This window comes from Glycomyces salinus, from assembly GCF_016428645.1.
In the GTDB taxonomy this organism is placed as follows: domain Bacteria; phylum Actinomycetota; class Actinomycetes; order Mycobacteriales; family Micromonosporaceae; genus Glycomyces; species Glycomyces salinus.
Genome location: NZ_JAELXW010000056.1, coordinates 1 through 20,001 on the forward strand (window position 1 = coordinate 1; position 20,001 = coordinate 20,001).

Genomic DNA, 20,001 nt, shown 5'->3' on the forward strand with positions numbered 1-20,001 from the left:
GAAGTAGCGGCCTCGGCCAGGACACCGAACTTGCGGGATTGGCGGGCGATCGCGGCCAGGTCGGCCGCGGTCTTGTAGTGGAAGTCGAACTTGGACACCAGCCAGTCCCGCAGCGCCGAGAACCCATCCACATCACGATGGATCTTCCAGGCTTGGGCCTCGATGACCCCGGACAGGACCTGGGCGTGCATCGAGTTGATGACCGCGGCCGCCTGATCGAACTGGGCGTGGATGGCGCGGGCGGTCTCACTCCGCTCCGCCGGGTTCATGCTCCTCGCCATCTCACACCTCCCTGGTTCGATCCTTAGATCATCCGGTCAGTTTCCGTCTGTCTGTGCTACATCAATGGTGACAGCTGAACCAGCCCTTGCCATCACCCGCAGGGTGGGAAAGCTTTCACGTTCTGCACCCGGGACCGGTGGCGTCCCAAGCGATCCACGCCCGGCACCGTTCGTGCTTGACATGCGGCGAGCCTCCTTCGCAGCAACCCGGGGTCACTTGGCCCGAGGCACGCCGCAGACACCGGATGTCCACTCACCCCTTCGTCGCCGCCCGCCTGAACTCGGGCTCGCTGCGACCCGGCCACGGAATCCGGCATCGGACGGTCGACAGGCTCCGAACTCGAACACTCGACTCAATCGAACTACGTTGGGACTACGCCGACTTGAGGGCACCGTTCAGGCGGAGACTCGGGTTCGGAAGGCCAGGCATCTCCATACGATCAGCAGGGCGACCGGGGCCAGGATGACGGCCGCCGTGCTCGCGATCGGTCCCGAGAATTCGGCGATCGCGCTCCCCAGGGTCGTCCAGACTCCCGCCCACAGGACCGAGCCCGCAGCGGTCAAGACGCAGAACCGGGCGAGACCGATGCCGCTCCCCCGGGCCATCAGCGCCGACGGGGTGCGGGCGCCGGGGACGAATCGGAGGCCGATCACGGCGATGTCGCGCCGTGCCGGACGGGATTCCAGGCGCCGCCGCCAGCAGTCGAGCCGGTTCGCGGCTTTGGAACGGCGCCGCAGGCGGCGGGCGATCGGTCCGCCCGCGCCGTAGGCCAGCAGGTCCCCGGTGAACATGCCCGCGGCCACGACGAGGCTCGCGAGCCACTGCGGGGCCGAGGCCGGGCCCGCCAGCGCCCCCGCCGTCGCGGCCGTGGCCTCCGCCGGGCCCATGGGAACGGCCATCGCCAGCGACACGAAGACGAGGAAGCCCCAGGCCGGCATCACGGATTCGACCGCCACTCCCCCGAAGCCGAGGTCGATCACCAGTTCAGACGGCCAGTCCATGCACTGCTCCCGCGACGGACCCCGCGGCCGCGCCGGTCCCGGCCCGGTGTGGCACCAGGCTCAGATAGTGCTCGATGAGCCGGTCGTTCACCGACTCCCAGCCACGGCCCTCGGTTCCCGCTCGCGCGGCCCGGCCCATGGAGCGCCGCAGCTCCGGATCGCCGGCCAGTCGCCCGACCGCGGATCGCAGTCCCGCCAGGTCACCGCAGCCGTACAGGAACCCGTTGACGCCGTCGTCGATCCGGTCCATGAGCCCGCCGGATGCGGGCCCGACCGCTGGAACCCCGGACGCGAGGGCTTCTTGCACGGACTGGCAGAAGGTCTCGTCGGAGCCGGAGTGCACGAAGACGTCCAGGGACGCCACGAGTCCGGCGAGTTCATCGCCGTACTTGGGCCCCGTGAACAGCGCCCCGGGCAGCGCCTCGCGGAGGTGCTCCTCCTCCGGGCCCTCCCCCACCAGCACCAGCCGCACCCCGGGGACGTCCTGGACCGAGCGCAGATGGTGCAGGTCCTTCTCCTTGGCCAGCCGCCCGACGTATCCGACCAGCACGTCGTCGGTCGCGTCGGGGCCGGCCGCGGCGCCGAGCAGGCGCGTCCGCAGCGGCTCGCTTCGCCACTCGGGCGCGAAGCGCCCGGTGTCGATGCCGCGCGGCCAGAATCGGACGCGGGGCACGCCGAGGCGGCCGAGTTGGTCGAGGCTGGCCGTGGAGGGGGCCAGGGTCAGATCGGAGAGGCCGTGAATCCGCCGGAGCCGGTGCTCGATCAGCGATCCGGCCGCCTTCAGGCGATACCGGCGGGCGAAGCCGGCCACATCGGTCTGGTAGACGCTGACCGTCCGGACCCCGAGCGCGCGGGAGGCCCTGATCGCGGCGTGGCCGAGCACGAACGGGGACGCGACGTGGACGAAGTCGGGCCGGAACTTTTGCATGGTCCGGCGGAGGCGACGCCGGGTGGCAAGGCCGACGGTGAAGCCCTCGTAGCCGGGCAGCTCAATGCCGCCGACTCGGTGCACCGGGGCTCCGGCGTAGGCGTCGGGTCCGGTGGGGGCGACGACGGCGGCCGTGTGTCCGCGGGCGGCGAGGTGTTCCAGGACTCGGCACACCGAGTTGGTGACGCCGTTGATCTGCGGAAGGAACGACTCGGTCACGACCAGCACGCGCAGGGGCGGCGCCGTCGGGTCGGGTGGTGAGGCGGGACTTTCAGGCATGGCTCCAAGCTATGGAGCCTTGGGGCCGAACGAAATACAGCTGACTGCCGACTTCGTGGAGGCTGGCGGCAGTCCGATGGTGGAGCTTCCTCTACCGTCGCGGCGGTCCCTGGCCGGAGGAGTGGCCGAGCCCGTTCGGCGGGTGGGCTTCTCTATACTCCCGACTTCCGGTTGGCCCCCCGAATGTGTACAGCCAGCGGTATTTCGGTTCGGCTTTGGTGCCCATAGCGTTGCGACCATGCACCATCGCTTCTCGCTCCGTTTCCCGGTCCGGCCATGGATCCGGTGACCTTCATAGGGGACGTCCTGTCCGGCATCGAGTCGGCCGTGGTGTCGATGGGCCCCTCTCCGTGGCTCCTGCTCGCGGTTCTGCTGCTGTGCTACGTGGACGGGTTCTTCCCGCCGGTGCCCAGCGAGTCGATCGTGATCGGGGTCGCCACGCTGTCGGTGACGGGGCAGGTGCCGCCGCTCTACCTGGGCGTCCTGGTCCTGGTGGCCGCGATCGGAGCGTTCTTCGGGGATCTGACCGCGTACAAGATCGGTTCCCGGGTGCCTTTGGAGCGGCTGCGGATGTTCCGCGGCAGGCGCGGGCGGGCCTCGCTCGCCAAGGCCGCCGACCTGTTGGACCGGCGCGGCACGGCGGTGATCCTCTCGGGTCGGTTCATCCCGGTCGGCCGGATCGCCGTCAACGTGACCGCGGGCGCGGTCGGCTACCCCCGGGCGCGGTACCTTCCCACCGCGGCCGGCGCGGCCGTGCTGTGGGCCGCGTACTCGGCCGCGATGGGAATCGGGGCGGGGCACCTCCTGCGCGACAGCCCGCTGCTGGCCATGACCCTCGGCATCACCGCCGGGGCGCTGGTCGGGCTGCTGATCGACAAGCTCGTCAGCCGGGTGCGTTCGATGTTCGGTTCGATGCGGCGGTCGTCCTCCGCTTCACCCGGCGAAGCACCCCGTGACGCGGAGCCAGAAGCCAAGCGATCAGAAAGACTGCGGTGAGCACCAGGACGATCAGGCCCCCGGCGGCCAGGTTGTAGTGGAACGACAGGTAGAGGCCCGCGATCGCTCCGGCGGCGGCGATCGCGGCGCCGAGCAGCGTCATCGCGCCCAGCCGGTCGGTGAGCATGCGGGCGGTCGCGGCCGGGGTGATCAGCAGCGCCAGCACCAGGACGTTGCCGACCGCCTGGAGTGATATGACGATCGCGACGGTGACCATGACGTATAGGGCGATGTCGAGCGCCAGCACCGGCAGTCCCGCGGCGCGGGCGGCCTCGCGGTCGAGGCTGACGGCGGTCAGTTGGCGGCGCAGCAGCGCGATCGCGGTCACCAGGGCCGCGCCGATCAGTGCCACGGTGATCACGTCGCCGTCGTCGAGCGCGAGGATCTGTCCGAACAGGAATGAGGTGAGGTCTCCGGTGTAGGCGGCCTGGGTGGAGACGATGACGATGCCCAGGCCGAACGAGGCGGCCCAGAAGATCCCGATGACCGTGTCCTCTTTGAGTCTGCGGGTCTGGCTGATGAGCACGATCGCCAGCGCGGTCGCGATTCCGGCGGCCGCGCCGGACAGGGACATGTTGATGTGGAGGACGAATCCGATCGCCACTCCGGGGAAGACGGCGTGGGCGACCGCGTCGCCGATGAAGGCCATGCCGCGCAGCACCACGAACGATCCGACCACGACGCACACCACCGCCGAGATCACCGCGACCGCGAAGGCGCGCTGCATGAACACGTGCGTCCAGGGTTCGGTGAGCCACTCGATCACGGCGTCTCCTCCCCCGCGCCGAGGAGCGTCCGCAGTTCGCCGGAGGCGGCCACGCCGAAGGCCCGCAGCCACAGGTCGGGGTCGGCCAGTTCGCCGGGCGGGCCGTCGGCGACGACGGTCTTGTTGAGCAGGCAGATCCGCGTGCAGGTGGCGCGGGCCTGGGCCAGGTCGTGGGTGGTCATCAGGATCGCGGTTCCCTCCGCGGCGAGGCCGGTGAGCAGTTCGGTCAGGAGCTCTTGGGTGGGGACGTCGACGCCGGTGAACGGCTCGTCGAGCAGCATGAGCGAGGGTCGGCGGGCCAGGGCGCGGGCGACGAGGACGCGCTGGCGCTGTCCGCCGGAGAGCTCGCCGACGGGGCGGCGGCGCAGCTCGGTGAGTCCGACTCGTTCGATGGCGGTCTCGGTCGCGTCGCGGTCGTCTCGTCCGACACGGCCGAACCAGCGGGTTCCGGTGCGGGCGTTGAGCACGGCTCCGGCGATGGTGATCGGGAAGTCCCAGGCGAACTCGTGCTTCTGCGGGACGTAGCCGATCCGGGAGCGGGCGGCCTCGGGCCGGTCGCCGCCGACGCGGACGGTCCCGGATTCACTGCGGATCAGGCCGAGGACGGCCCGCAGCAGCGTGGTCTTGCCGGCGCCGTTGGGGCCGATGAGCCCGACCGTCTCGCCGGGTTCGACCGCCAGGTCGACGCTCTCGAGGACGTGGTGAGCGCCGAGGGCCACCGTCAGGCCCTCGATGTTCAGGCCGGCCCGGTCGTCGTCAGTTCGCATCGGTCGGCCCCCGCTTGCGCTTTCGGCTGAGGAACATGATCAGGCCGCCGACGAGCAGCAGCGCGGCGGCGATGATGCCGGCGAAGGCCAGCCAGCCGGCGCCGGTGGTCGGCAGGAATCCGCCTTCGTCGCCGTCATCGTCGTCGTCGCTGGAGCCGCCGCCTCCCGATCCGGCGAGGCAGGCGTCGCCCGGGTCGGTCTGGTCGCCGACGGCGACCTGGATGACGCCGGTGTCGGCGACTTCCTCGCCGTCGCCGGTGGTTCCGGCGAATTCGACGGTGAGCAGGTAGACGCCGGGTTCGGAGAAGGTCCAGTTGCCGTGCGCGTGGGTGTTGTGCGGGATGGAGACGGTCTGGGGCAGGCCCTCAGCAGTGTCGAACAGGATGTCGGCGCCTCCGAAGGTGCCGGTGAGGAACAGCGCGAACTGCCCCGGACCATCCACTTCGGTCAGGTTCCAGTCGATCGCGCCGGGGACGCCGTCGATGACCTTGGAGTCCTGGGTGTTCCAGCCGGGCCAGACGACGTCGGCGATCTGGGTCTGCGGGAGCATGTAGACCTCGTCTCCGGCCTGGCCGAGGAATCCGAAGTCGCCCTCGGGGATCGGTGCGAGCGCCGCGTCGGGGACGTGCAGGACGGTGTCGCCCAGTTCCCTCCAGACCGATTCGGATTCGCGGTCGTCGCGCAGCTGCGCGGTCCATTCCCCGTCGACGAAGCGGGGCCCGATGTCGATGTGGCCGGAGTCGATGACCTCGCATGAGGTGTAGGTCTGGGCGCCGCCGATGGAGTCGCCGGAGTCGTCGGCGAGGGTCTCGGTGACCTCTTCGGCGGTCACGTCGGCGGCGGTGACCTGGTAGGTCGCCACGGCGCTCGCGTCCGCCGCCTGGGCGTGACCAGTGGTCGGGGCGAAGCCGTGTCCGCCGTCGGATTCCCGGCCGCCCAGTTCGAGCGTGTACTGCCCGGGTTCGTCCACGGCGAGGACGACGACGGTGGTGGTGCCCGCGCGCACTTCGAAGGTGTCGTCTGCGGCGGTGGAGGCCAGCGGTTCGGCCAGTCCCGGGCCGTCGAAGGTGTAGAGCCAGGCGTCGCCGGGGCCTTCGGCCTTGTCGAGCCGGACGGTGAGGTCGCCGTCGACGCCGGTCGCGTCGATGGTCGGGAAGGCGGAGCCGTCGGGGGATCCGGCGACCCACACCAGGTCGCCGGGGTCGCCGAGGAACGCGAAGTCTTCGCGGTCGGGGACCTTCGCCGGGAGGGTCGCCAGTTCGTCCGGGGCCTGGACGGTCAGTCCGGCGGTCTGGCTGTCGAACTCGGCGATGCCCTCGGGTTCCTGCGCGGCCGCGGGTGCCGCGGTCGCGGCGAGCGTCGCCGCCGCCGCGGCGGCGATGGCCGTTCGATGGAATCTCATCGGTCTCCTCCCAGGCAGCGGCTCAGCTCGGAGGCGTTCTGCCGCATCATGTCCAGATAGGTCGGTGAATCTTGGGGCAGGGCGTCGCCGTGCAGGGTGCAGACGTCCACGCCCTGGTCCTCGGCGACCTGCCGCAGCACGTTGGCGCGGGCGTGCAGGTTGGGTTCGACGAACACCGCGGGGACGTCGAGGTCGGCGATCGTCTCGCTGAGCTGCTCGACCTGTTTGGCGCTCGGTTCGGCCGCCGGATTGGGCACCACGAACCCGGCGATCTGCATGTCGTAGCGGTCGGCCATATAGCCGAAGGCGTCGTGGGTGGTGATCAGCTGCCGGTCGGAATCGGGGATCGAGTTGATCGCGGCGGCCACCTCGGCATCGAGGTCGTCGAGTTCGGCCAGGTAGGCGTCCCGGTTGGACTCGTAGGTCTCGCGGCCGTCCGGGTCGACCTCGATCAGCGCCTCGCAGATGACCTGCACGTACGCCTTGGTGTTGGCGACGTTGTGCCACAGGTGCGGGTCGATCTCGCCGTGGACGTGTTTGCCGAGCACGGCCTGCGGGAGCTGGTAGATCTCGCTCCCCGCCTCGCCGAGGAACGTGAACGGCTCGGCGTCGGGGACCTCCTCGATGGACTTGGTGGGCACGTCTATGACGACATCGGCGGGGTCGAGGTCGCCGCGCTCGTCGTCGCGGACGACGAAGCCCCCGGTGTCCAGGTCGACGGTGAGGTCGGCGTGGCCGTCGTCGAGGACGGTCGCGTCCTCGGTCACCTCGCGCGGGTTGACGCCGACGGCGAAGGTGAACGTGGTCTGACCGGCCTCGGTGGTCTCGCCGGCGTCGGTGAGGGAGGCGTCGGTGGTCAGCTCGTAGACTCCGGGTTCGGAGAAGGTCCAGTTGACGTGGGTGTGGGCGTTCGGCGGGAGCGTGATCGCGTCGGAGTCGTCGAGTCCGTCGGCGGAGTCCCAGTACACCTCGGGGGCGCCGAAGGCGTCGGTCAGGAACATGGTGGCCTGGCCGGGGCCCTCGACTCCAGTGAGGTTGATGGCGATCTCCGCCGAGCGCGTCTCGGTGTCGCCGCGCACGCCGAACCCGAGCCAGACCACGTCCAAACCGACGTCCTCGACCAGCGGGATCAGTTTGGCCCCGTAAGGTTCGGCGTTCTCGGCCAGCGACAGGTTGGGGATGTCCTCGGGCACGTTCGAGTCGAACAGCTTGATGAGGGCGTGCTCTTCGAGCAGCAGGTGGTTGGTGAAGGCCAGTTCGGCGCGGCCGACGGTCGCGGCGTCGTTCGGGCTGGGCTCGTAGGAGTGCGGGTCGCCGCCGGGCGGGACGATGCTCTCGACCTGGACTCGGTCGCCGCCGACGATCTCGGTCCAGTCCTTGATCAGCTCGGTGGTCACGACGACCTCCACGGCGTCCCCGCCGCCGGCGGCGCCGGTGCATCCGGCCGCCAGCAGGGCGACGGCGGCCGCTGCGGTCATGGCGCGTTTCATGCTTCGATCGGCTCCTTCTTCGGCTCGGGTTCCGGTTCACCGGTGTCGGCTTTCGCTTTGCGCCGCTTGCGGATCTTCAGCAGGACCCAGATCGCGAGCGCGAGGGCCGCCGCGACGGCCGCCTGGGGCCAGGGCGGCGCCCAGAGCGTCTCGGTGTCGGTCCCGGTCGGCATCGCGGCCTCGGCGTCGGCTTCGGCGACGGCCTCTGGGCGGACGAGCAGCTCGATCTCGACCCTGGCCAGCGGCCAGATTCGGTCGAGCTCGGCGGACCCCGAATAGCTGTCGCCGGGGAGTATCTGCGGGAGTTCTGCGACGTGGACCTCCCGCTCCAGAACGTCCCAGGGACCGGAGACGCGGGCGACCAGGTCGCCTTCGAGGCGCACGTTCCCGGCGTTGGTGACGGTGTAGTCGAAGCCGGTCGAGCCGGGGGCGAACGCGTTCCATTCGTAGTGGTAGGTCTCGTCCTCGATCTCGGGGACCAGGCTCGGATCGAGTTCGCCGGAGACGCGCAGGTGGATGCGGGCGCCGACGCGGCGTTCGACATCGATCTCGTTGCCGGAGTCGTCCGTCGCGGTCTCGGTGACGGCCGCGACGATGCCGCCGACGTGGTCGCCGGGGGTGGCGGTGTCGGGGACGGCGAGCGCGAACGGCACGTCCAGGCGCTGTCCGGGTTCGATGGTGAAGCGCCGCTCGTTGAAGCCGACCCAGGAGCCGACGTCGACCGGTTCGGCGTCGGAGGGCAGCAGGTCGAACGCGCCGGCCTCTGTGGTGAGCGCGTCGGAGGCGTACAGGTCCACGGTGATCGGTTCGGACCCGAAGTTGGAGACGCCGACGAAGTCGATAAGGGTCTCGCCGGGGTCGAGGGCGTAGTCGAACGCGGCCCGCCCGTCCGGGCCGTCCTGGCTGGAGGGCACCACGCCCCAGGTGGTCGCGGACGGTTCGTCCTCCTGGGCGGCGGCCGGTGCGGCGGTCAGGACGACCAGGGCTGAGGCGGTGGCGAGGGTTCGCAGTAGTCGCATGGGTCTTCCGGGGTAGTGGCGGGGCGGCCCCTGTGGGAGTGCGGCGCGGGCCGCCCCGCCTGGAGGAGGCGGTCGGGGCGCTAAACGCCGCCGACCTCGAAGGTGTAGGTGACCGGGTCGGACTGGACCGCGCCGTCGGTGGCGTGGTCGCCCTCGGCCTGGAAGGTCAGTTCGTAGGTGCCCGGTTCGGTGAACACCCACGTCGGATGGTGGTGCGACTCGGTGATGTCGGTGCCGGAGGCGCCGCAGGCCGGGTCGGTGTGGAACCTGGTGGTTCCGGAGGTGGCGTCGTAAACGGCGACCTCGCCGCCGCTGGGAGTGTCGGCGTCGATCAGGTCCACGTGGATGTCGCCGCCGAAATCGGACAGGTCGAGCCCTTCTGTGGACCAGCCCGCCCAGATCTGCCCGGACTCCTCGGTGCGCGGGAGCACCCAGTTGTCGCCGGTGTCGGCGCGGCATTCGATCGGGTCGGACAGTGTCGCCAGGTGTTCGTCGTGGACGTCGAAGGTGACATCGGCCGGATCGAGGACCTGCCCGGCCTCGTGGAGGTCCACGTCGATCTCGATCTCGTTCGCGTTCTCGTCGTATGAGAAGGAGAGCGCGTCGACGTGGCCTTCGCTGATCGTGGTCTGCTGGGCCGCGGCCGGACCGGCCGCGGCCAGTGCCGCGGCGGCCCCGATGATCGCGGCGGTCTTGACGGCTTTGGTGCGCATGGGGGTCACTCCTTCACCCAGAACCAGTAGCTGGTCTCGCCGGTGGAGACGGTCTCCCCGGTCTCGGCCAGTTCGCCCTCGGCTTCGACGGTGAACCGGTAGAAGCCCGGTTCGCTGAAGCCCCAGTTGAGGTGGCCGTGGCCCTGGGCGCCGACGTCCCAGGAGCCGGCGCCGTCGTCGGAGTCGTACATGACGTCGGGGTCGCCGAAGTCGTCGACGGTGTAGAGGGCGACGTCGCCGCTGCCGATGGAGTCCTGGACGGTGATGGTGAGCGTGTCGTCGGCGAAGGCCCCGGTCGGGATCTCCTCGGTGGCCCAGCCGGCGAACAGCAGGCCCTCGACGTGGGTGTCGGGGAGGATCCACACCGGGTCCCCGGCTTCGCCCAGGAACTCGTAGTCGGGGTCGTCGGGGACGGTGGTCTCGGCCTCCGGGTTGGCGGCCAGGATCGCCTCGCCGGGCTCGTATTCGGTGTCGGTCTCCTCGTCGTGGACGTGGAGGTGGAGTTCGCCGTCCTCGTAGGCGACGCCGAACACGTCGACGTGGCCCTCGTCGAGGACGGTCCAGCCTCCGGAGGTCTCCTCGGCCGCGGCCGGGGCGGCCGTGGCCAGGACCGCGGCGGCGACGGCGGCCGCTGCGGCGTATTTCGAGGTGGTGCGCAAAACAGTGTTCCCTTCTCAATCAGATGGCGGTGAAGGTGACGAGCGCGGTGTAAGTGCCGGACTCGACGTCTGTGGGGAGTTGGAGGTTCAGGTCGGCGCCGAGGACGGCGGTGCCGTTGCCGGCTCCTTCGGTGGCGGAGGCGAGGATCTGGGAGGAGCCGAGTCCGGGGCCGCCGTCGAGGAGTCCGTCCACGGCCGGTCCGGGGCGGACGTCCTGGTCCTCGCCGCTGGAGTCGAGGTTCGGGGCCCAGCCGAGGTGGCCGCCTTCGAATCCGCCGTCGCCGGAGGAGAAGTCGGAGACTTGGCCGGTGGCGTTCCAGCCGGGGTCGGCCGAGCGGGTGTCGGTGACGGTGACCGGCCGCAGTTCGCCCTCGGTGGTCCAGGCGGTGGCGGTGCCGTTGAGGGTCATGGCCGGGAGGGTCACGGTGCGGTCGTCGGGGTCGACGCTGAGGACCAGGCCGCCGGTGTCGGTGTCGACGGTGGCAGTGATGGTCTGGGTGTTCTCCAGGTCGGGGTCGCCGGGATCACCGGGGTCTCCGGGGTCCCCCGGGCCGCCGTCGGGCCACTCGTCGACGACGAAGACGTACTCTTCGGGCTCGGACTGGACGGTGGTCCCGTCGGGCAGTTCGGCCCCGGCGCGCCAGGTGAGGGTGTAGACGCCGGGCTCGGTGAACAGCCAGTTGGCGTGGGCGTGGGTGCCGGAGCGGGTGTCGATCGCGTCGGGCAGTCCGTTTCCGGAGTCGACGAGGACGCTCGCGTCGCCGAAATCGCCGATCTGGAACATCTTGAGGTCGCCGGGGCCGTCGACATCGGTGAGCGAGAGGGTGATCGCGTCGCCTTCGAGTTCGTCGTCCTGGATGGACTCGGTGCTCCAGCCGGGGAAGAGGATGCCCTGCTGGTCGGTGTCGGGCAGCCACCACACGGTATCGCCGGGTACACCGAGCGCGTCCCATCCGGGCTGCGAGAGCTGCTGTTCGGTCAGTTCGGTCTTCGACTCGGGCACGGCGTGCAAGGCGACCTCGCCGGGGTCGCGCATGACCGCGGCGTCGTCGTGGAGGCGGGTGTCGTCCTTGAGGTCGAGCGAAAGCGCGTCGTCGTCGAGGTCGACCGAGAAGACGTCCACGTGGCCCTCGTCCAGCACGAGGCGGTCGTCGAGGTCGGGTTCCTCCGGCGGTTCGGGGTCCCCGGGTTCGTCGTCGGCCAACTCGCCCACGTGCCAGCGGTAGTCCACCTCCCGGGTGGCGACGGTCGTGCCGTCGGCGAGGGTGCCGGTGACCTCCCAGGTCAGGGTGTAGGAGCCGGCGGCGGTGAAGCTCCAGATCGAGTGCACGTGGGCCGGGACGTTGACACCGAGGGCGTCGGGCAGGCCGTCGCGGGTGGAGAAGCGGACCTGCGGCTGGCCGAAGGTGTCGACCGACCACAGCACGACCTCTCCGGGGCCTTCGGCCCCGACCAGGCTCATCGTGACCGTGTCGTTCTCGAATTGACCGCGGGACAGCGGCTCGGTGCTCCATCCGGGCCACAGGAGGTCCGGGTCCTGTGACAGCGGGAGCAGCCACATGGGGGCGCCGCCCTCGCCGAGGAACTCGTACCGTTCCTCGTCGGGGATGGTGGTCTCGGCCTCGGGCAGGACATGGAAGAGCACGTCGCCGGGGTCGCGGTAGACCGGCGTGTTCCCGGTGTCGTCCTTGACCCGCAGGCCCAGTTCGCCGTCGTCGTAGGTGACCTGCATGGCGTCGACGTGGCCGGTCGACAGGACGGTGCGCTCACCGTCGCCCTGGGCCGTGGCAGCCCCCGGGACCGCCAGGGCGGCGGCCAGGGCCGTGGCGGCCAGCGCGAGCGCCGGGCGCGATCGGGTGGTGGTCATCGGGGGTTCCTTCGGTTCGGGGGATGGGGGCCGTTAATGATCATAGTAACGATAATCGTTTTCATTTTAAAGTCCTGTTTCGAGTGGCCTTGAATACCAAAGAGATGCGCATCCGGCCATCTCTCGAAGACCGATGCCGAGACCGAAACCGCCGCAGGGGCCTAGACTCGGTACCGACGGGCGGCTGCTAGCCACTACGGACCGCTACTGCACTGCGTGGTCGATCCCCTCACCTCCACGCTCGCCGCCCCACTGAGTCAGCGCTTCTCCCAGACCGGTTCAGGCGGCAGCCCGCGTTCGGCGCGGGCTCGGTCGGTCAACTCCTGGACAAGCGCGGTCTTCGCTCGCGCGTACTCCCCCGGTGCCGTGCCCGCGGCCACTCCGAAGGCCAGCGAGCGCAGGAGCCAGCCGAAGCGCGGTTCCCCGGTGACGGTAGCCCCGAACTGCTCGGCCGCTTTGCCGAGGTTGCCGATCATGAAAGCCTTGAACCGCTCGTCCGCGGCACTGGTCTCCCCGCTCACGCCGGTCCCGCTTCGCCGATGAGATGCCGCAGGTAGAAGTCCGGGTCGTCCAGGTACCGCCGCCAGTGAGCGACGAGTTCCAAGTCGCTCCAGGCGACGCGTTCCATGCCGTGCTCGCCGACTTCGATGATCTCGGCGCCTGGTGTGGAGGCGAGGATCGGTGAGTGGGTCGCGCAGATGACCTGCGCGCCGATCTCGCCGAGCCGGTGCATGAGCGCGACCAGGCGCAGGCAGGAGGTGAAGGAGAGCGCGGCTTCGGGCTCGTCCATGAGGTAGAGCCCCGGTTCGGCGAACTTGGTCTCCAGGACGGTCAGGAAGCCTTCGCCGTGGCTCATCTCGGCTAGGTTCTCGTCCCAGTAGCCGCTCATGCCGCTGACGAAGTGCAGCAACCCGAAGGCCGTCTCGGCGCGGAGGAAGAACCCGCGCTTCTTCGAGCGCGGGCCGGTCTGCATCCGCGAGCCGGCCCGCGTGTATTCCAGGTCGATGGCCTCCCCGAGCGGGGCCTTCTCCCGGTCGTTGCCGTACTTGCGGCCCGCTCGCCCGCCGTGGGCGTCCAGACCGAATCCCTCGGCGATCGCCTCGATGATGGTCGACTTGCCGGAGCCGTTCTCGCCGACGAGGAACGTCACGGGCTTGGTGAAGTTCAGCCCCTCGCTCGTGAGCGTTTGGACCGGTGCGAGGGTGAAGGGCCACGAGGACGCAGCCCTTCCCTCCGTGGCTTCGACCGTGGCCCGTTCCACCAGCAACTCGCTCACCTCTCTAGTACGACGGCGCAGACGCTCCCACCGGGCGGCAGTTGTTCGCCGGTCGGCACGCCGGAGAGCAGGACGGACCGCAGTCCGGGTTGCACATGTTCGGCACACAGGGCATCGTGACCGGCCCAGTGTCGGTGCGAGCCGACGTGCCCCGTTCGGAAAAGTGCTCCCTGAGTTCGGCGCGCGTCCGCTTCCAGGATGCTCCGGACACGATCGCTGCCAGGTTATCGGTCCGAAGGTCGCCGACCGGCAACCACCGGGAGAACACGCACGGCCTCGGCGATGTTGACCTTGGTCCGGCGCTGGGTATCGCACTTGGTGATCCCCGCGTGTGCAGAGGGCGAGTCGGAATAGTACGAGGTCGCCAGCCGGGCGCCGACCTTGAGGGCAGATCCATACGTGTGCTGGCCTGGCCCGAACGTGACCTGGTCTGGTCGTCAGAGTCGAATGTGTCGTAGTGAACCTGTAGCAGCGTGATCCAGGGATTAGTCCTTGACCGGGCCGACGTTGAGTTGGTCGACGTCCTCGGTCGAAGCATCCATATCGCTCACCAGGCATCGCAGGTCGTCACGGTCGGCCACTGATACCTCGATCTGGCTGGAGGCCAGGACTGCGGCCATTTCCGTGGCGGCGAATCTCCATTCTCCGGCCCCGGCAGCACCGCGGATGATCTCGGCCCACCTCGCTTCGAGCTTCGGGGCCAGCCGTTCGACGATGGCGTGCGTCCGCCGGGCTAGCTCGCGTGCCTCAGGTTTTCCTGAGGGTGGGGCCTGCGGCAGGTCCTCAAGCTGCTGCGCCGATTCGTCAAGCTCACCGAGCAGTCCGGCCAGTATGCCCAGTTCCTCGATCGTGAGTGCTACGCTGTGCCGCCGCAAGAGTGCTACAAGCGGCATAACGGCGGCCTGTGCCTCACCGCCGCGTATCTGCTGCCAGATCGAGGCGAACTCGTCTTCGGGCACCCTCGGTGCGATCCGCGCCGCGATCTGGCGGGCCGATCGATTGAATGCGTTCTCGTCCATCACCATCACCACGGGTTCGTTTCTACTCCAGGACCGCGAAGCGGGTGGGCCGTCCAGACCGTTCCGTCGCGGTTGGTCGCCACTCGGATCTCCACTCCCTCACGCATCCCCTCGCAGATCCATCCGCCGTGCGGCCGCGCCACCGGGGTCCGGTCGGGCCGAGCAGCGACGTCGGCGATCGATGCGAGGATCTTGTCATCGTCCCAATCTCGGGGGAACTTCGTCTTGCCGGGGACTGCCGAGCCCCAACGGTGCCCGCCGCCGTCCTCGTCGCCGTCAAGGATGTGGACCTCGCGCATGATCGGAATTTCACCGAGCCTGCGCATCGCACCCCGAGCCTCGGCCAGATCCGAGGCAGCATCCCACCCCGAGGCGGCCGGAACCGGGCCCGACGCCGGGGCCGGGCTGGCGGAGGTGCGGAGACTGGTGCCGCCGCCGTCTCAACCGGCCAGGGCCTGGATACGGGCGAGCAGCTCGCCGTGCTCGTCCTTGATCGCGGCCAGCTCCCCGGCCGCATCGCCCAGCTGCTGACCCACGGCCGCTGACCGTGCCGCAAGTGCTTCGGCCTCGGCCCGGACGGCGTCGGCTTCGGCCGCTTTCGTTTCCATGCCGAGAGCATTACTGGCCTGGGCGAGCTGCTGGGCGCCGTCCTTCGCCGCCTCCAGCCCAGCCGCTGCTTCACCCGCTTGCTGGGATGCAGTGGCAGCCTGTTGCTGGGCTTGCTCAAGCGGCTGCTCGGCCCCTGAAGCGGCGGCAAGGACATCATCGACCGACGACACGGGGTGCTCCTATTCCGTCGCGAGCGCGGCGGCTCGTTCCATCGCCTGCTTCCACGGATAGCTGTCAAGATGCCCCGCACCTTGATGCGGCAGGTGCGCGCCCGGGTCGATCACGGCCACGCCTTCAGCGCCGAGGGCCTCGACGGCTCCACGGTAGGGCACCCGGCCCGTGAGCGCCGTGTTCGCGAACGGCACCACCACGACCGGTACACCGAGCCCGATGCATTCGGATACGACGTCGAGCGCGTAGGTGTCGGTGATCCCCGTGGCCAGTTTGCACACCGTGTTGGCCGTCGCCGGGGCGATGACGACCGCGTCCGCCTCGGGCCGGTCCCGACGCGGTGCCCCGGGCTCGCGGTGCTCGCCGATCACCGAATGACCCGAGGCCGACTCCAGAGCCGCGCGGTCGATGAACCTGGCCCCCATCGGAGTGGTGATGACGTGGCAGTCCCAGCCCTCGGCATGCGCAGCGTCGATGAACTCGCTGGCGCGCATCGCCGGCCCGGCACCGCAGATGACGAGATACACCGTCTTCGTCTTCACGCGGTCACTCCGATCCGCTCACACAGGCCCCGCAGCTGCGAATCGATCGAGCTGCGCCCCGCCCGCATCACCACCACGCGCAGCGCTTCTCTGGCGAGCGGATGAAACTGGACCCGCTGCGGGGCGATCCGCTCGGCCGTGGCGATCATCCGCACGGCCGTCGCGTCGGCCTCGCGGGTCCCGACGCGCGCGAAGGCCCGGCCCGCGTCGAGATAGAAGCTCGCCTGCCGCGTGGGTGCTGGGAGCCGCATCGCGTTGGTCGACCGGGCGATCCGGACTGCCTGCTTGGGGTCGCCGCTGTCGACCTCGATGGCCAGCTTCCAGATGCCGATGTTGGTCGGCCCGAACCAGCCCAGATCCTGACCGCAGTCACCGGTGCGACCAGCTAGACCCTCGGCCTCTGTCAGATGCGGCTCGGCCTCGGCGTCGCGTTTGAGCCCGTACAGGCACATCGCGCTGGTCAGATGCAACTGACCGGCAACCGCCTCGGCACGCCTTGTCCGCTCAGTCCCGGCCAGGGCGCGCAGGCCCGCCTCGGCGACCTTATGGCCCCGCTCTATCGACCCGCAACCGAGAGCGGCGTGGGCGCGCGTGAAGGCCGCAATCCCGGTCAGTTCGGCGTCCTCGAGTTCGTTCGCCGCGTCCCTGGCGCGCTCCCCGGCCAGGTAGGCGTCGGCGCGCTGGCCCACGTTGCGCAGGACGTTCATCATCCGATGAGCGGCAAGGACGGTCAACTCCAGCGACCGCCGGGCATCGGATGCCGCCTCAGCGGTGACGGCGGTGGCGTGGAGCTGGCGCAAGAACGGCGCCAATCGCGCGGCCGTGGCAATGAAGTCACCGCGGCGGTACAGGTCCTCCAAGAGCGCGGCCTCGCGGGTCAGGTAGTCCAGCGGGGCCGGATCGCTGGTGGCCTCATCGCCCAGATCGGTCTCCACCAGGGCCGCGAGGATGTCGTGCACATCGTCGACCAACCCGACCGACTCACCACCGACCGGCAGATGCCCGTCCCCGATCAAATCCGCCACTGAACAGCGCAGCGCCTGCGCCATCCCCGACAGGATCGTCAGGTTGTCCGCACCGCGCTCGCCGCGTTCGATGCGGCTCCAAGTGCTGGCGGCGATATCGGCGAAATCAGCGGCCTGGCGGACGCTGAGCCCGCGCAGCTTGCGCCGGGTCTTAATGCGATCGCCGATGGTCTCAGGGGCCATGATCCGCTCCATGCATCCAGGGTCCACCACACCCTACAAACCGCGTTGCCACATGGCAACACTCTTCGTGCGCGTCTCCATAGCCTGAGGAGGCGACCGGGATAGAACCGGTTGGAAAGCAGGCGGCCTGCCGGAGGGTTCCAAGCGCACCGGCAGACCGCCGCCGCCACACAGAGATGGGACCTCTGATGACGAGTACACCTAGCGTACGAAGCAGCCCGCACGAGAAGCAAGCACCCATCGCGCCGGACCGGATGGCGCTGGTCGAAGACTGGAGGCACGACGCGGCCATGGTCGAGGTCTACGCCGACCCCCAGGGCCGGCGACGGCTGCGTGATCCTCTTCGAGCGGTACGCACCCGAACAGGCCGCGACCGTCAAGGACACCACCGGCTCCCCGACGATCGCCTGGCTCGACGGCTATGCTGACCGGCCCGAAGCCTGGAAGCGCGACCTCAGCGCAGAGATCCGCACCCGCCTGACGAATTGGGCACAGTCATGACCGGGCGGTTCCAACTCCGAGACATGACGATCGAGGTCCAGTCCTACCGGGGAGAGACCGGGGAGGTCTCCTACTGGCTGCGAAAGATCGCCCCCGGCCCTGAGGTAACGGTCGGAGTCCGACGCTCAGGCCGCCCAACGGCGGTGTCGAACGCGTTCGCCTTCGCCGCCGAGGAAATCGACCGCGCCCTGTCAGCCTTCCTGGCCACCACGCACTGAATTTCACTCCTGGGAGCCGCCCTCGCCGGCTGGCGCTGCGGCGGCCCCACCCCAGACCCGGCACGGTTGCCGAGACCTGCTATCAGGGCGTATAGCCACGGGTTCAGGCTCCCGACCGGTCCTGATCCGTCCCGATCAGAGGACCGGACAGCGCTCCGCCTTGGGAGGGTAGCGCCACGGCGGCGAATCGGCCTTGAAAGCCGGGCCAGGCACCAGCCTGGAGGTTCGATGCCTCTACCCTCCGCAGCCTTTTCATCGTGAAAACGCGGACCCAGCATCGGATTCCGAATGTTTGAACAAATTCATGCTTTCTGCGTGCGGAACCGTTGAGTCGCGCTCGGAACGGGTGGGAAGATGCCGCTAGTTCTCCGAGCTCTCCTCGGCGATCTGGATCCAGGGGTGCTCCCCTTCGGTACAAGTCTGGGCCACCGGGAAGTACAGGGTCTGTCCGGCGGTCTCCTCGGGCAGGCGCAGGGAGAGCTCGAACGTATCGCGCAGGTCATCTGGCAGCGGGGTGTTCGCGGTGTAGACAACTTCGCCGACGCGTTCGGTGACCTCGCTGCCGTGGGCGTCGGCGACCGGCTCGTCCATCTCGGTCACGACCTTCTCGACCTCCCAGTTCGGGTTGACCATGGGGGCGAGCGACAGGATCGGCTCGGGGATCTGGATGGCGACCTCGGTGGTCGGCTCGCCGCCGCAGACGTGGGGGACGCTGACGGTCAGCACGGCGTAGGAGCCGACGGCGGTGTTGGCGGCCGAGGACGAAACGGAAATGGTCACGCTCCCATAGCGTCATTCAATCGATACTTGTTCATCTTTTGATTCGGCTGGCTCCGGGGCTCAGTCCTCGGTCGGGATGCTCTGCGGGTAGGGGGTGAACCGGCTTTCGCGGTCGGTCACCTCCAGGGGCGCGCCGATCGCGGGGAACGCGCGCTGAGGGCAGCCGGTCCGGTCGCAGACCTTGCAGCCGGGGCCGATCGGGGTCAGTGCCCCGGGGTTCGCCAGGTCGAGGCCGTCGGCGTAGACGAGGCGGCTCGCATGGTGGAGGTCGCAGCCGAGCCCGATCGCGAACGTCTTCGCCGGGGCCCCGAAGCCGCCGTACCGGCGCGTGACCGTGCGCGCGACCCACAGGTACGCCCGGCCGTCGGGCATCTGCGCGAGCTGGGTGCGGATCTCCCCCGGATGCGCGAACGCCTCGTACACGTTCCACAAGGGGCACGAGCCGCCGACCCGGGAGAAGTGGAAGTCGGTGGCCGACTGGCGCTTCGAGATGTTCCCGGCCCGGTCGACCCGCACGAAGAAGAACGGGACGCCGCGGGCGCCGGGTCGCTGGAGGGTCGACAGCCGGTGGGCGACCGTCTCGTACCCGACCCGGAACCGCCGCGCCAGCAGGTCGATGTCGTACCGCAGTTCCTCGGCTGCCCGCAGGAACCGCCCGTAGGGCAGTATCAGGGCCCCCGCGAAGTAGTTCGCCAGCCCCAGCCGCGCCAGGCCCCGGGCCTCGTCGCCCGACAGGTCCGCGGCGTCCGCCTCGGCCCGGATCAGCTCGTCGCACTCGGCCAGCGCCAGGTGCGTCGCGAGCTGGAACGCCCGCTGCCCCGGGGTGAGCAGCGGCGAGAGCCGCAGGACGCCGGTCTCGGCGTCGAACCGGCGCTTGACGCGGAGCCCTTCGCCCGCTTCGAGGTCGGCGACCGCCACGCCGTACCGCTCGCGCAGGAGCCGCGCGAGGCCCCCGGCCAGGTCGCGCGGTTCGAGCCGGGCCTCCTCGTAGATCCGCTCCGCGGCCTCGTCGAGCTCGGCCACGTGGTTCCGTTTGGCGTAGAACAGGTCCCGCACTTCCTCATGGGCGGTCGGCGCCGCACCGGCGTCGAGTTCGGCGCTCATCGCCGCGTTCCGCTCCAGCGCGTGCCGGTACCTGCGGTGCAGGTCGACCACGTACTGCGCCAGTTCGGGCATCGACTCCGACAGCTCCCGGGCCTCGGCGGCCGAGGCCCGGTCGGTGTGCGCGGTGTCGGCCAGCGCGTCCCGCAGCTGGGCGGTGAGCCGGTCGCTCTCCGACACGGCGAAGCGCTGCACGTCGACGGCGAAGACCTCGGAGAGCCGCAGCAGCACCGGCCCGGTCAGGGGCCGCTGGTTCGACTCGATCTGGTTGACGTAGCTCGTCGAGATGCCCAGCGCGGCCGCCAGCGCGGCCTGCGTCAGGCCCTGCTCCTCGCGGAAGCGCCGCAGCCGCAGTCCCGCCTTCTTCAACGTCATGACCTCGGCCTTTCACAAGATTCACAAACCGC

General features: G+C 69.8%; 23 protein-coding genes and 1 tRNA gene. 4 read left to right on the forward strand and 20 right to left on the reverse strand.

Annotation, left to right across the window (positions count from 1 at the left end):
* The 3 genes from JFB92_RS15905 to JFB92_RS15915 form a co-directional block, all read right to left on the reverse strand.
* Nucleotides 1-281, reverse strand: a 281-nt coding sequence (locus JFB92_RS15905; protein WP_199040868.1) for a hypothetical protein, incomplete at its 3' end; no start/stop codon positions are given.
* Nucleotides 282-677: 396 nt separating this feature from the next.
* Nucleotides 678-1,283 carry a DedA family protein gene (locus tag JFB92_RS15910; protein WP_199040871.1) on the reverse strand — a complete coding sequence of 202 codons (606 nt, stop codon included), beginning with the start codon at nt 1,281-1,283 and terminating at the stop codon, nt 678-680.
* Nucleotides 1,267-2,445, reverse strand: coding sequence for a glycosyltransferase family 4 protein (locus tag JFB92_RS15915; RefSeq protein WP_504778738.1), 1,179 nt, complete (start codon nt 2,443-2,445; stop codon nt 1,267-1,269). The genes JFB92_RS15910 and JFB92_RS15915 overlap by 17 nt, the downstream gene beginning before the upstream one ends.
* Nucleotides 2,446-2,766: 321 nt before the next feature.
* Here JFB92_RS15915 and JFB92_RS15920 point away from each other — a divergent pair, with 321 nt between their 5' ends.
* Nucleotides 2,767-3,486 (forward strand): DedA family protein, encoded by a 720-nt coding sequence (locus JFB92_RS15920; protein WP_199040878.1) that lies wholly within the window; start codon nt 2,767-2,769, stop codon nt 3,484-3,486.
* On the opposite strand, the gene JFB92_RS15925 is transcribed toward JFB92_RS15920, so the two are convergent.
* The 15 genes from JFB92_RS15925 to JFB92_RS15995 all read right to left on the reverse strand — a co-directional run bounded on the left by JFB92_RS15925 (nt 3,374) and on the right by JFB92_RS15995 (nt 17,006).
* A complete protein-coding gene (locus tag JFB92_RS15925; RefSeq protein ID WP_307789182.1) occupies nt 3,374-4,252 on the reverse strand; it encodes an anchored repeat-type ABC transporter permease subunit in 879 nt (292 codons plus the stop codon). The two genes, JFB92_RS15920 and JFB92_RS15925, sit on opposite strands and share 113 nt — an antisense overlap.
* Nucleotides 4,249-5,019, reverse strand: coding sequence for an anchored repeat-type ABC transporter ATP-binding subunit (locus JFB92_RS15930; protein WP_199040881.1), 771 nt, complete (start codon nt 5,017-5,019; stop codon nt 4,249-4,251). The genes JFB92_RS15925 and JFB92_RS15930 overlap by 4 nt, the downstream gene beginning before the upstream one ends.
* Entirely contained in the window at nt 5,009-6,421 is a 1,413-nt protein-coding gene (locus tag JFB92_RS15935) for a TIGR03773 family transporter-associated surface protein (RefSeq protein WP_199040884.1), read from the reverse strand. Before JFB92_RS15935 ends, JFB92_RS15930 begins: the two co-directional genes overlap by 11 nt.
* On the reverse strand, nt 6,418-7,911 hold the full coding sequence (locus JFB92_RS15940; RefSeq protein WP_199040887.1) for an anchored repeat ABC transporter, substrate-binding protein: 1,494 nt from the start codon (nt 7,909-7,911) through the stop codon (nt 6,418-6,420). Before JFB92_RS15940 ends, JFB92_RS15935 begins: the two co-directional genes overlap by 4 nt.
* Nucleotides 7,908-8,930: a WxL protein peptidoglycan domain-containing protein gene (locus tag JFB92_RS15945; protein ID WP_199040891.1), complete on the reverse strand. Its 1,023-nt coding sequence runs from the start codon at nt 8,928-8,930 to the stop codon at nt 7,908-7,910. Before JFB92_RS15945 ends, JFB92_RS15940 begins: the two co-directional genes overlap by 4 nt.
* An 80-nt stretch (nt 8,931-9,010) precedes the next feature.
* Complete coding sequence (locus tag JFB92_RS15950; RefSeq protein WP_199040894.1) at nt 9,011-9,643, reverse strand: choice-of-anchor M domain-containing protein; 633 nt, start codon at nt 9,641-9,643, stop codon at nt 9,011-9,013.
* Between the two features lie 5 nt (nt 9,644-9,648).
* A complete protein-coding gene (locus tag JFB92_RS15955; RefSeq protein ID WP_199040897.1) occupies nt 9,649-10,302 on the reverse strand; it encodes a choice-of-anchor M domain-containing protein in 654 nt (217 codons plus the stop codon).
* A 19-nt stretch (nt 10,303-10,321) separates the two neighbouring features.
* Nucleotides 10,322-12,169: a choice-of-anchor M domain-containing protein gene (locus JFB92_RS15960; protein ID WP_199040900.1), complete on the reverse strand. Its 1,848-nt coding sequence runs from the start codon at nt 12,167-12,169 to the stop codon at nt 10,322-10,324.
* Between the two features lie 257 nt (nt 12,170-12,426).
* Entirely contained in the window at nt 12,427-12,690 is a 264-nt protein-coding gene (locus JFB92_RS15965; RefSeq protein WP_199040903.1) for a hypothetical protein, read from the reverse strand.
* Nucleotides 12,687-13,436: an AAA family ATPase gene (locus JFB92_RS15970; RefSeq protein ID WP_199040992.1), complete on the reverse strand. Its 750-nt coding sequence runs from the start codon at nt 13,434-13,436 to the stop codon at nt 12,687-12,689. The genes JFB92_RS15965 and JFB92_RS15970 overlap by 4 nt, the downstream gene beginning before the upstream one ends.
* A 494-nt stretch (nt 13,437-13,930) precedes the next feature.
* On the reverse strand, nt 13,931-14,470 hold the full coding sequence (locus JFB92_RS15975; protein ID WP_233163375.1) for a DUF6189 family protein: 540 nt from the start codon (nt 14,468-14,470) through the stop codon (nt 13,931-13,933).
* Complete coding sequence (locus JFB92_RS15980; RefSeq protein WP_199040909.1) at nt 14,470-14,763, reverse strand: EndoU domain-containing protein; 294 nt, start codon at nt 14,761-14,763, stop codon at nt 14,470-14,472. Before JFB92_RS15980 ends, JFB92_RS15975 begins: the two co-directional genes overlap by 1 nt.
* Before the next feature lie 141 nt (nt 14,764-14,904).
* Entirely contained in the window at nt 14,905-15,243 is a 339-nt protein-coding gene (locus tag JFB92_RS15985) for a hypothetical protein (protein WP_199040912.1), read from the reverse strand.
* Between the two features lie 9 nt (nt 15,244-15,252).
* A complete protein-coding gene (locus JFB92_RS15990; protein ID WP_199040915.1) occupies nt 15,253-15,786 on the reverse strand; it encodes a flavoprotein in 534 nt (177 codons plus the stop codon).
* Nucleotides 15,783-17,006 carry a helix-turn-helix domain-containing protein gene (locus JFB92_RS15995; protein ID WP_199040919.1) on the reverse strand — a complete coding sequence of 408 codons (1,224 nt, stop codon included), beginning with the start codon at nt 17,004-17,006 and terminating at the stop codon, nt 15,783-15,785. The genes JFB92_RS15990 and JFB92_RS15995 overlap by 4 nt, the downstream gene beginning before the upstream one ends.
* A 321-nt stretch (nt 17,007-17,327) precedes the next feature.
* On the opposite strand from JFB92_RS15995, the gene JFB92_RS16000 reads away from it, so the two are divergent.
* The 3 genes from JFB92_RS16000 (at nt 17,328) to JFB92_RS16010 (ending at nt 17,957) form a co-directional block, all read left to right on the forward strand.
* Nucleotides 17,328-17,495, forward strand: a complete 168-nt coding sequence (locus JFB92_RS16000; RefSeq protein WP_199040922.1) for a hypothetical protein — start codon at nt 17,328-17,330, stop codon at nt 17,493-17,495.
* 23 nt (nt 17,496-17,518) lie between these two features.
* Nucleotides 17,519-17,713: a hypothetical protein gene (locus JFB92_RS16005; protein ID WP_199040926.1), complete on the forward strand. Its 195-nt coding sequence runs from the start codon at nt 17,519-17,521 to the stop codon at nt 17,711-17,713.
* A 163-nt stretch (nt 17,714-17,876) separates the two neighbouring features.
* Nucleotides 17,877-17,957: transfer RNA gene (locus JFB92_RS16010), tRNA-Ser, on the forward strand.
* A gap of 116 nt (nt 17,958-18,073) precedes the next feature.
* Here the strand turns inward: JFB92_RS16010 and JFB92_RS16015 are convergent.
* Nucleotides 18,074-18,493, reverse strand: coding sequence for a YcnI family copper-binding membrane protein (locus JFB92_RS16015; protein ID WP_199040929.1), 420 nt, complete (start codon nt 18,491-18,493; stop codon nt 18,074-18,076).
* Between the two features lie 60 nt (nt 18,494-18,553).
* Nucleotides 18,554-19,963 (reverse strand): short-chain fatty acyl-CoA regulator family protein, encoded by a 1,410-nt coding sequence (locus tag JFB92_RS16020; RefSeq protein ID WP_372451653.1) that lies wholly within the window; start codon nt 19,961-19,963, stop codon nt 18,554-18,556.
* Nucleotides 19,964-20,001: the final 38 nt, after the last annotated feature.

Coding starts and splice junctions, on each gene's coding strand:
- JFB92_RS15910 (WP_199040871.1), bottom strand. CDS start 1,283: ATGGACTGGCCGTCTGAACTGGTGATCGACCTCGGCTTCGGGGGAGTG.
- JFB92_RS15920 (WP_199040878.1), top strand. CDS start 2,767: ATGGATCCGGTGACCTTCATAGGGGACGTCCTGTCCGGCATCGAGTCG.
- JFB92_RS15930 (WP_199040881.1), bottom strand. CDS start 5,019: ATGCGAACTGACGACGACCGGGCCGGCCTGAACATCGAGGGCCTGACG.
- JFB92_RS15935 (WP_199040884.1), bottom strand. CDS start 6,421: ATGAGATTCCATCGAACGGCCATCGCCGCCGCGGCGGCGGCGACGCTC.
- JFB92_RS15940 (WP_199040887.1), bottom strand. CDS start 7,911: ATGAAACGCGCCATGACCGCAGCGGCCGCCGTCGCCCTGCTGGCGGCC.
- JFB92_RS15945 (WP_199040891.1), bottom strand. CDS start 8,930: ATGCGACTACTGCGAACCCTCGCCACCGCCTCAGCCCTGGTCGTCCTG.
- JFB92_RS15950 (WP_199040894.1), bottom strand. CDS start 9,643: ATGCGCACCAAAGCCGTCAAGACCGCCGCGATCATCGGGGCCGCCGCG.
- JFB92_RS15960 (WP_199040900.1), bottom strand. CDS start 12,169: ATGACCACCACCCGATCGCGCCCGGCGCTCGCGCTGGCCGCCACGGCC.
- JFB92_RS15975 (WP_233163375.1), bottom strand. CDS start 14,470: ATGGTGATGGACGAGAACGCATTCAATCGATCGGCCCGCCAGATCGCG.
- JFB92_RS15980 (WP_199040909.1), bottom strand. CDS start 14,763: ATGCGCGAGGTCCACATCCTTGACGGCGACGAGGACGGCGGCGGGCAC.
- JFB92_RS15995 (WP_199040919.1), bottom strand. CDS start 17,006: ATGGAGCGGATCATGGCCCCTGAGACCATCGGCGATCGCATTAAGACC.
- JFB92_RS16005 (WP_199040926.1), top strand. CDS start 17,519: ATGACGATCGAGGTCCAGTCCTACCGGGGAGAGACCGGGGAGGTCTCC.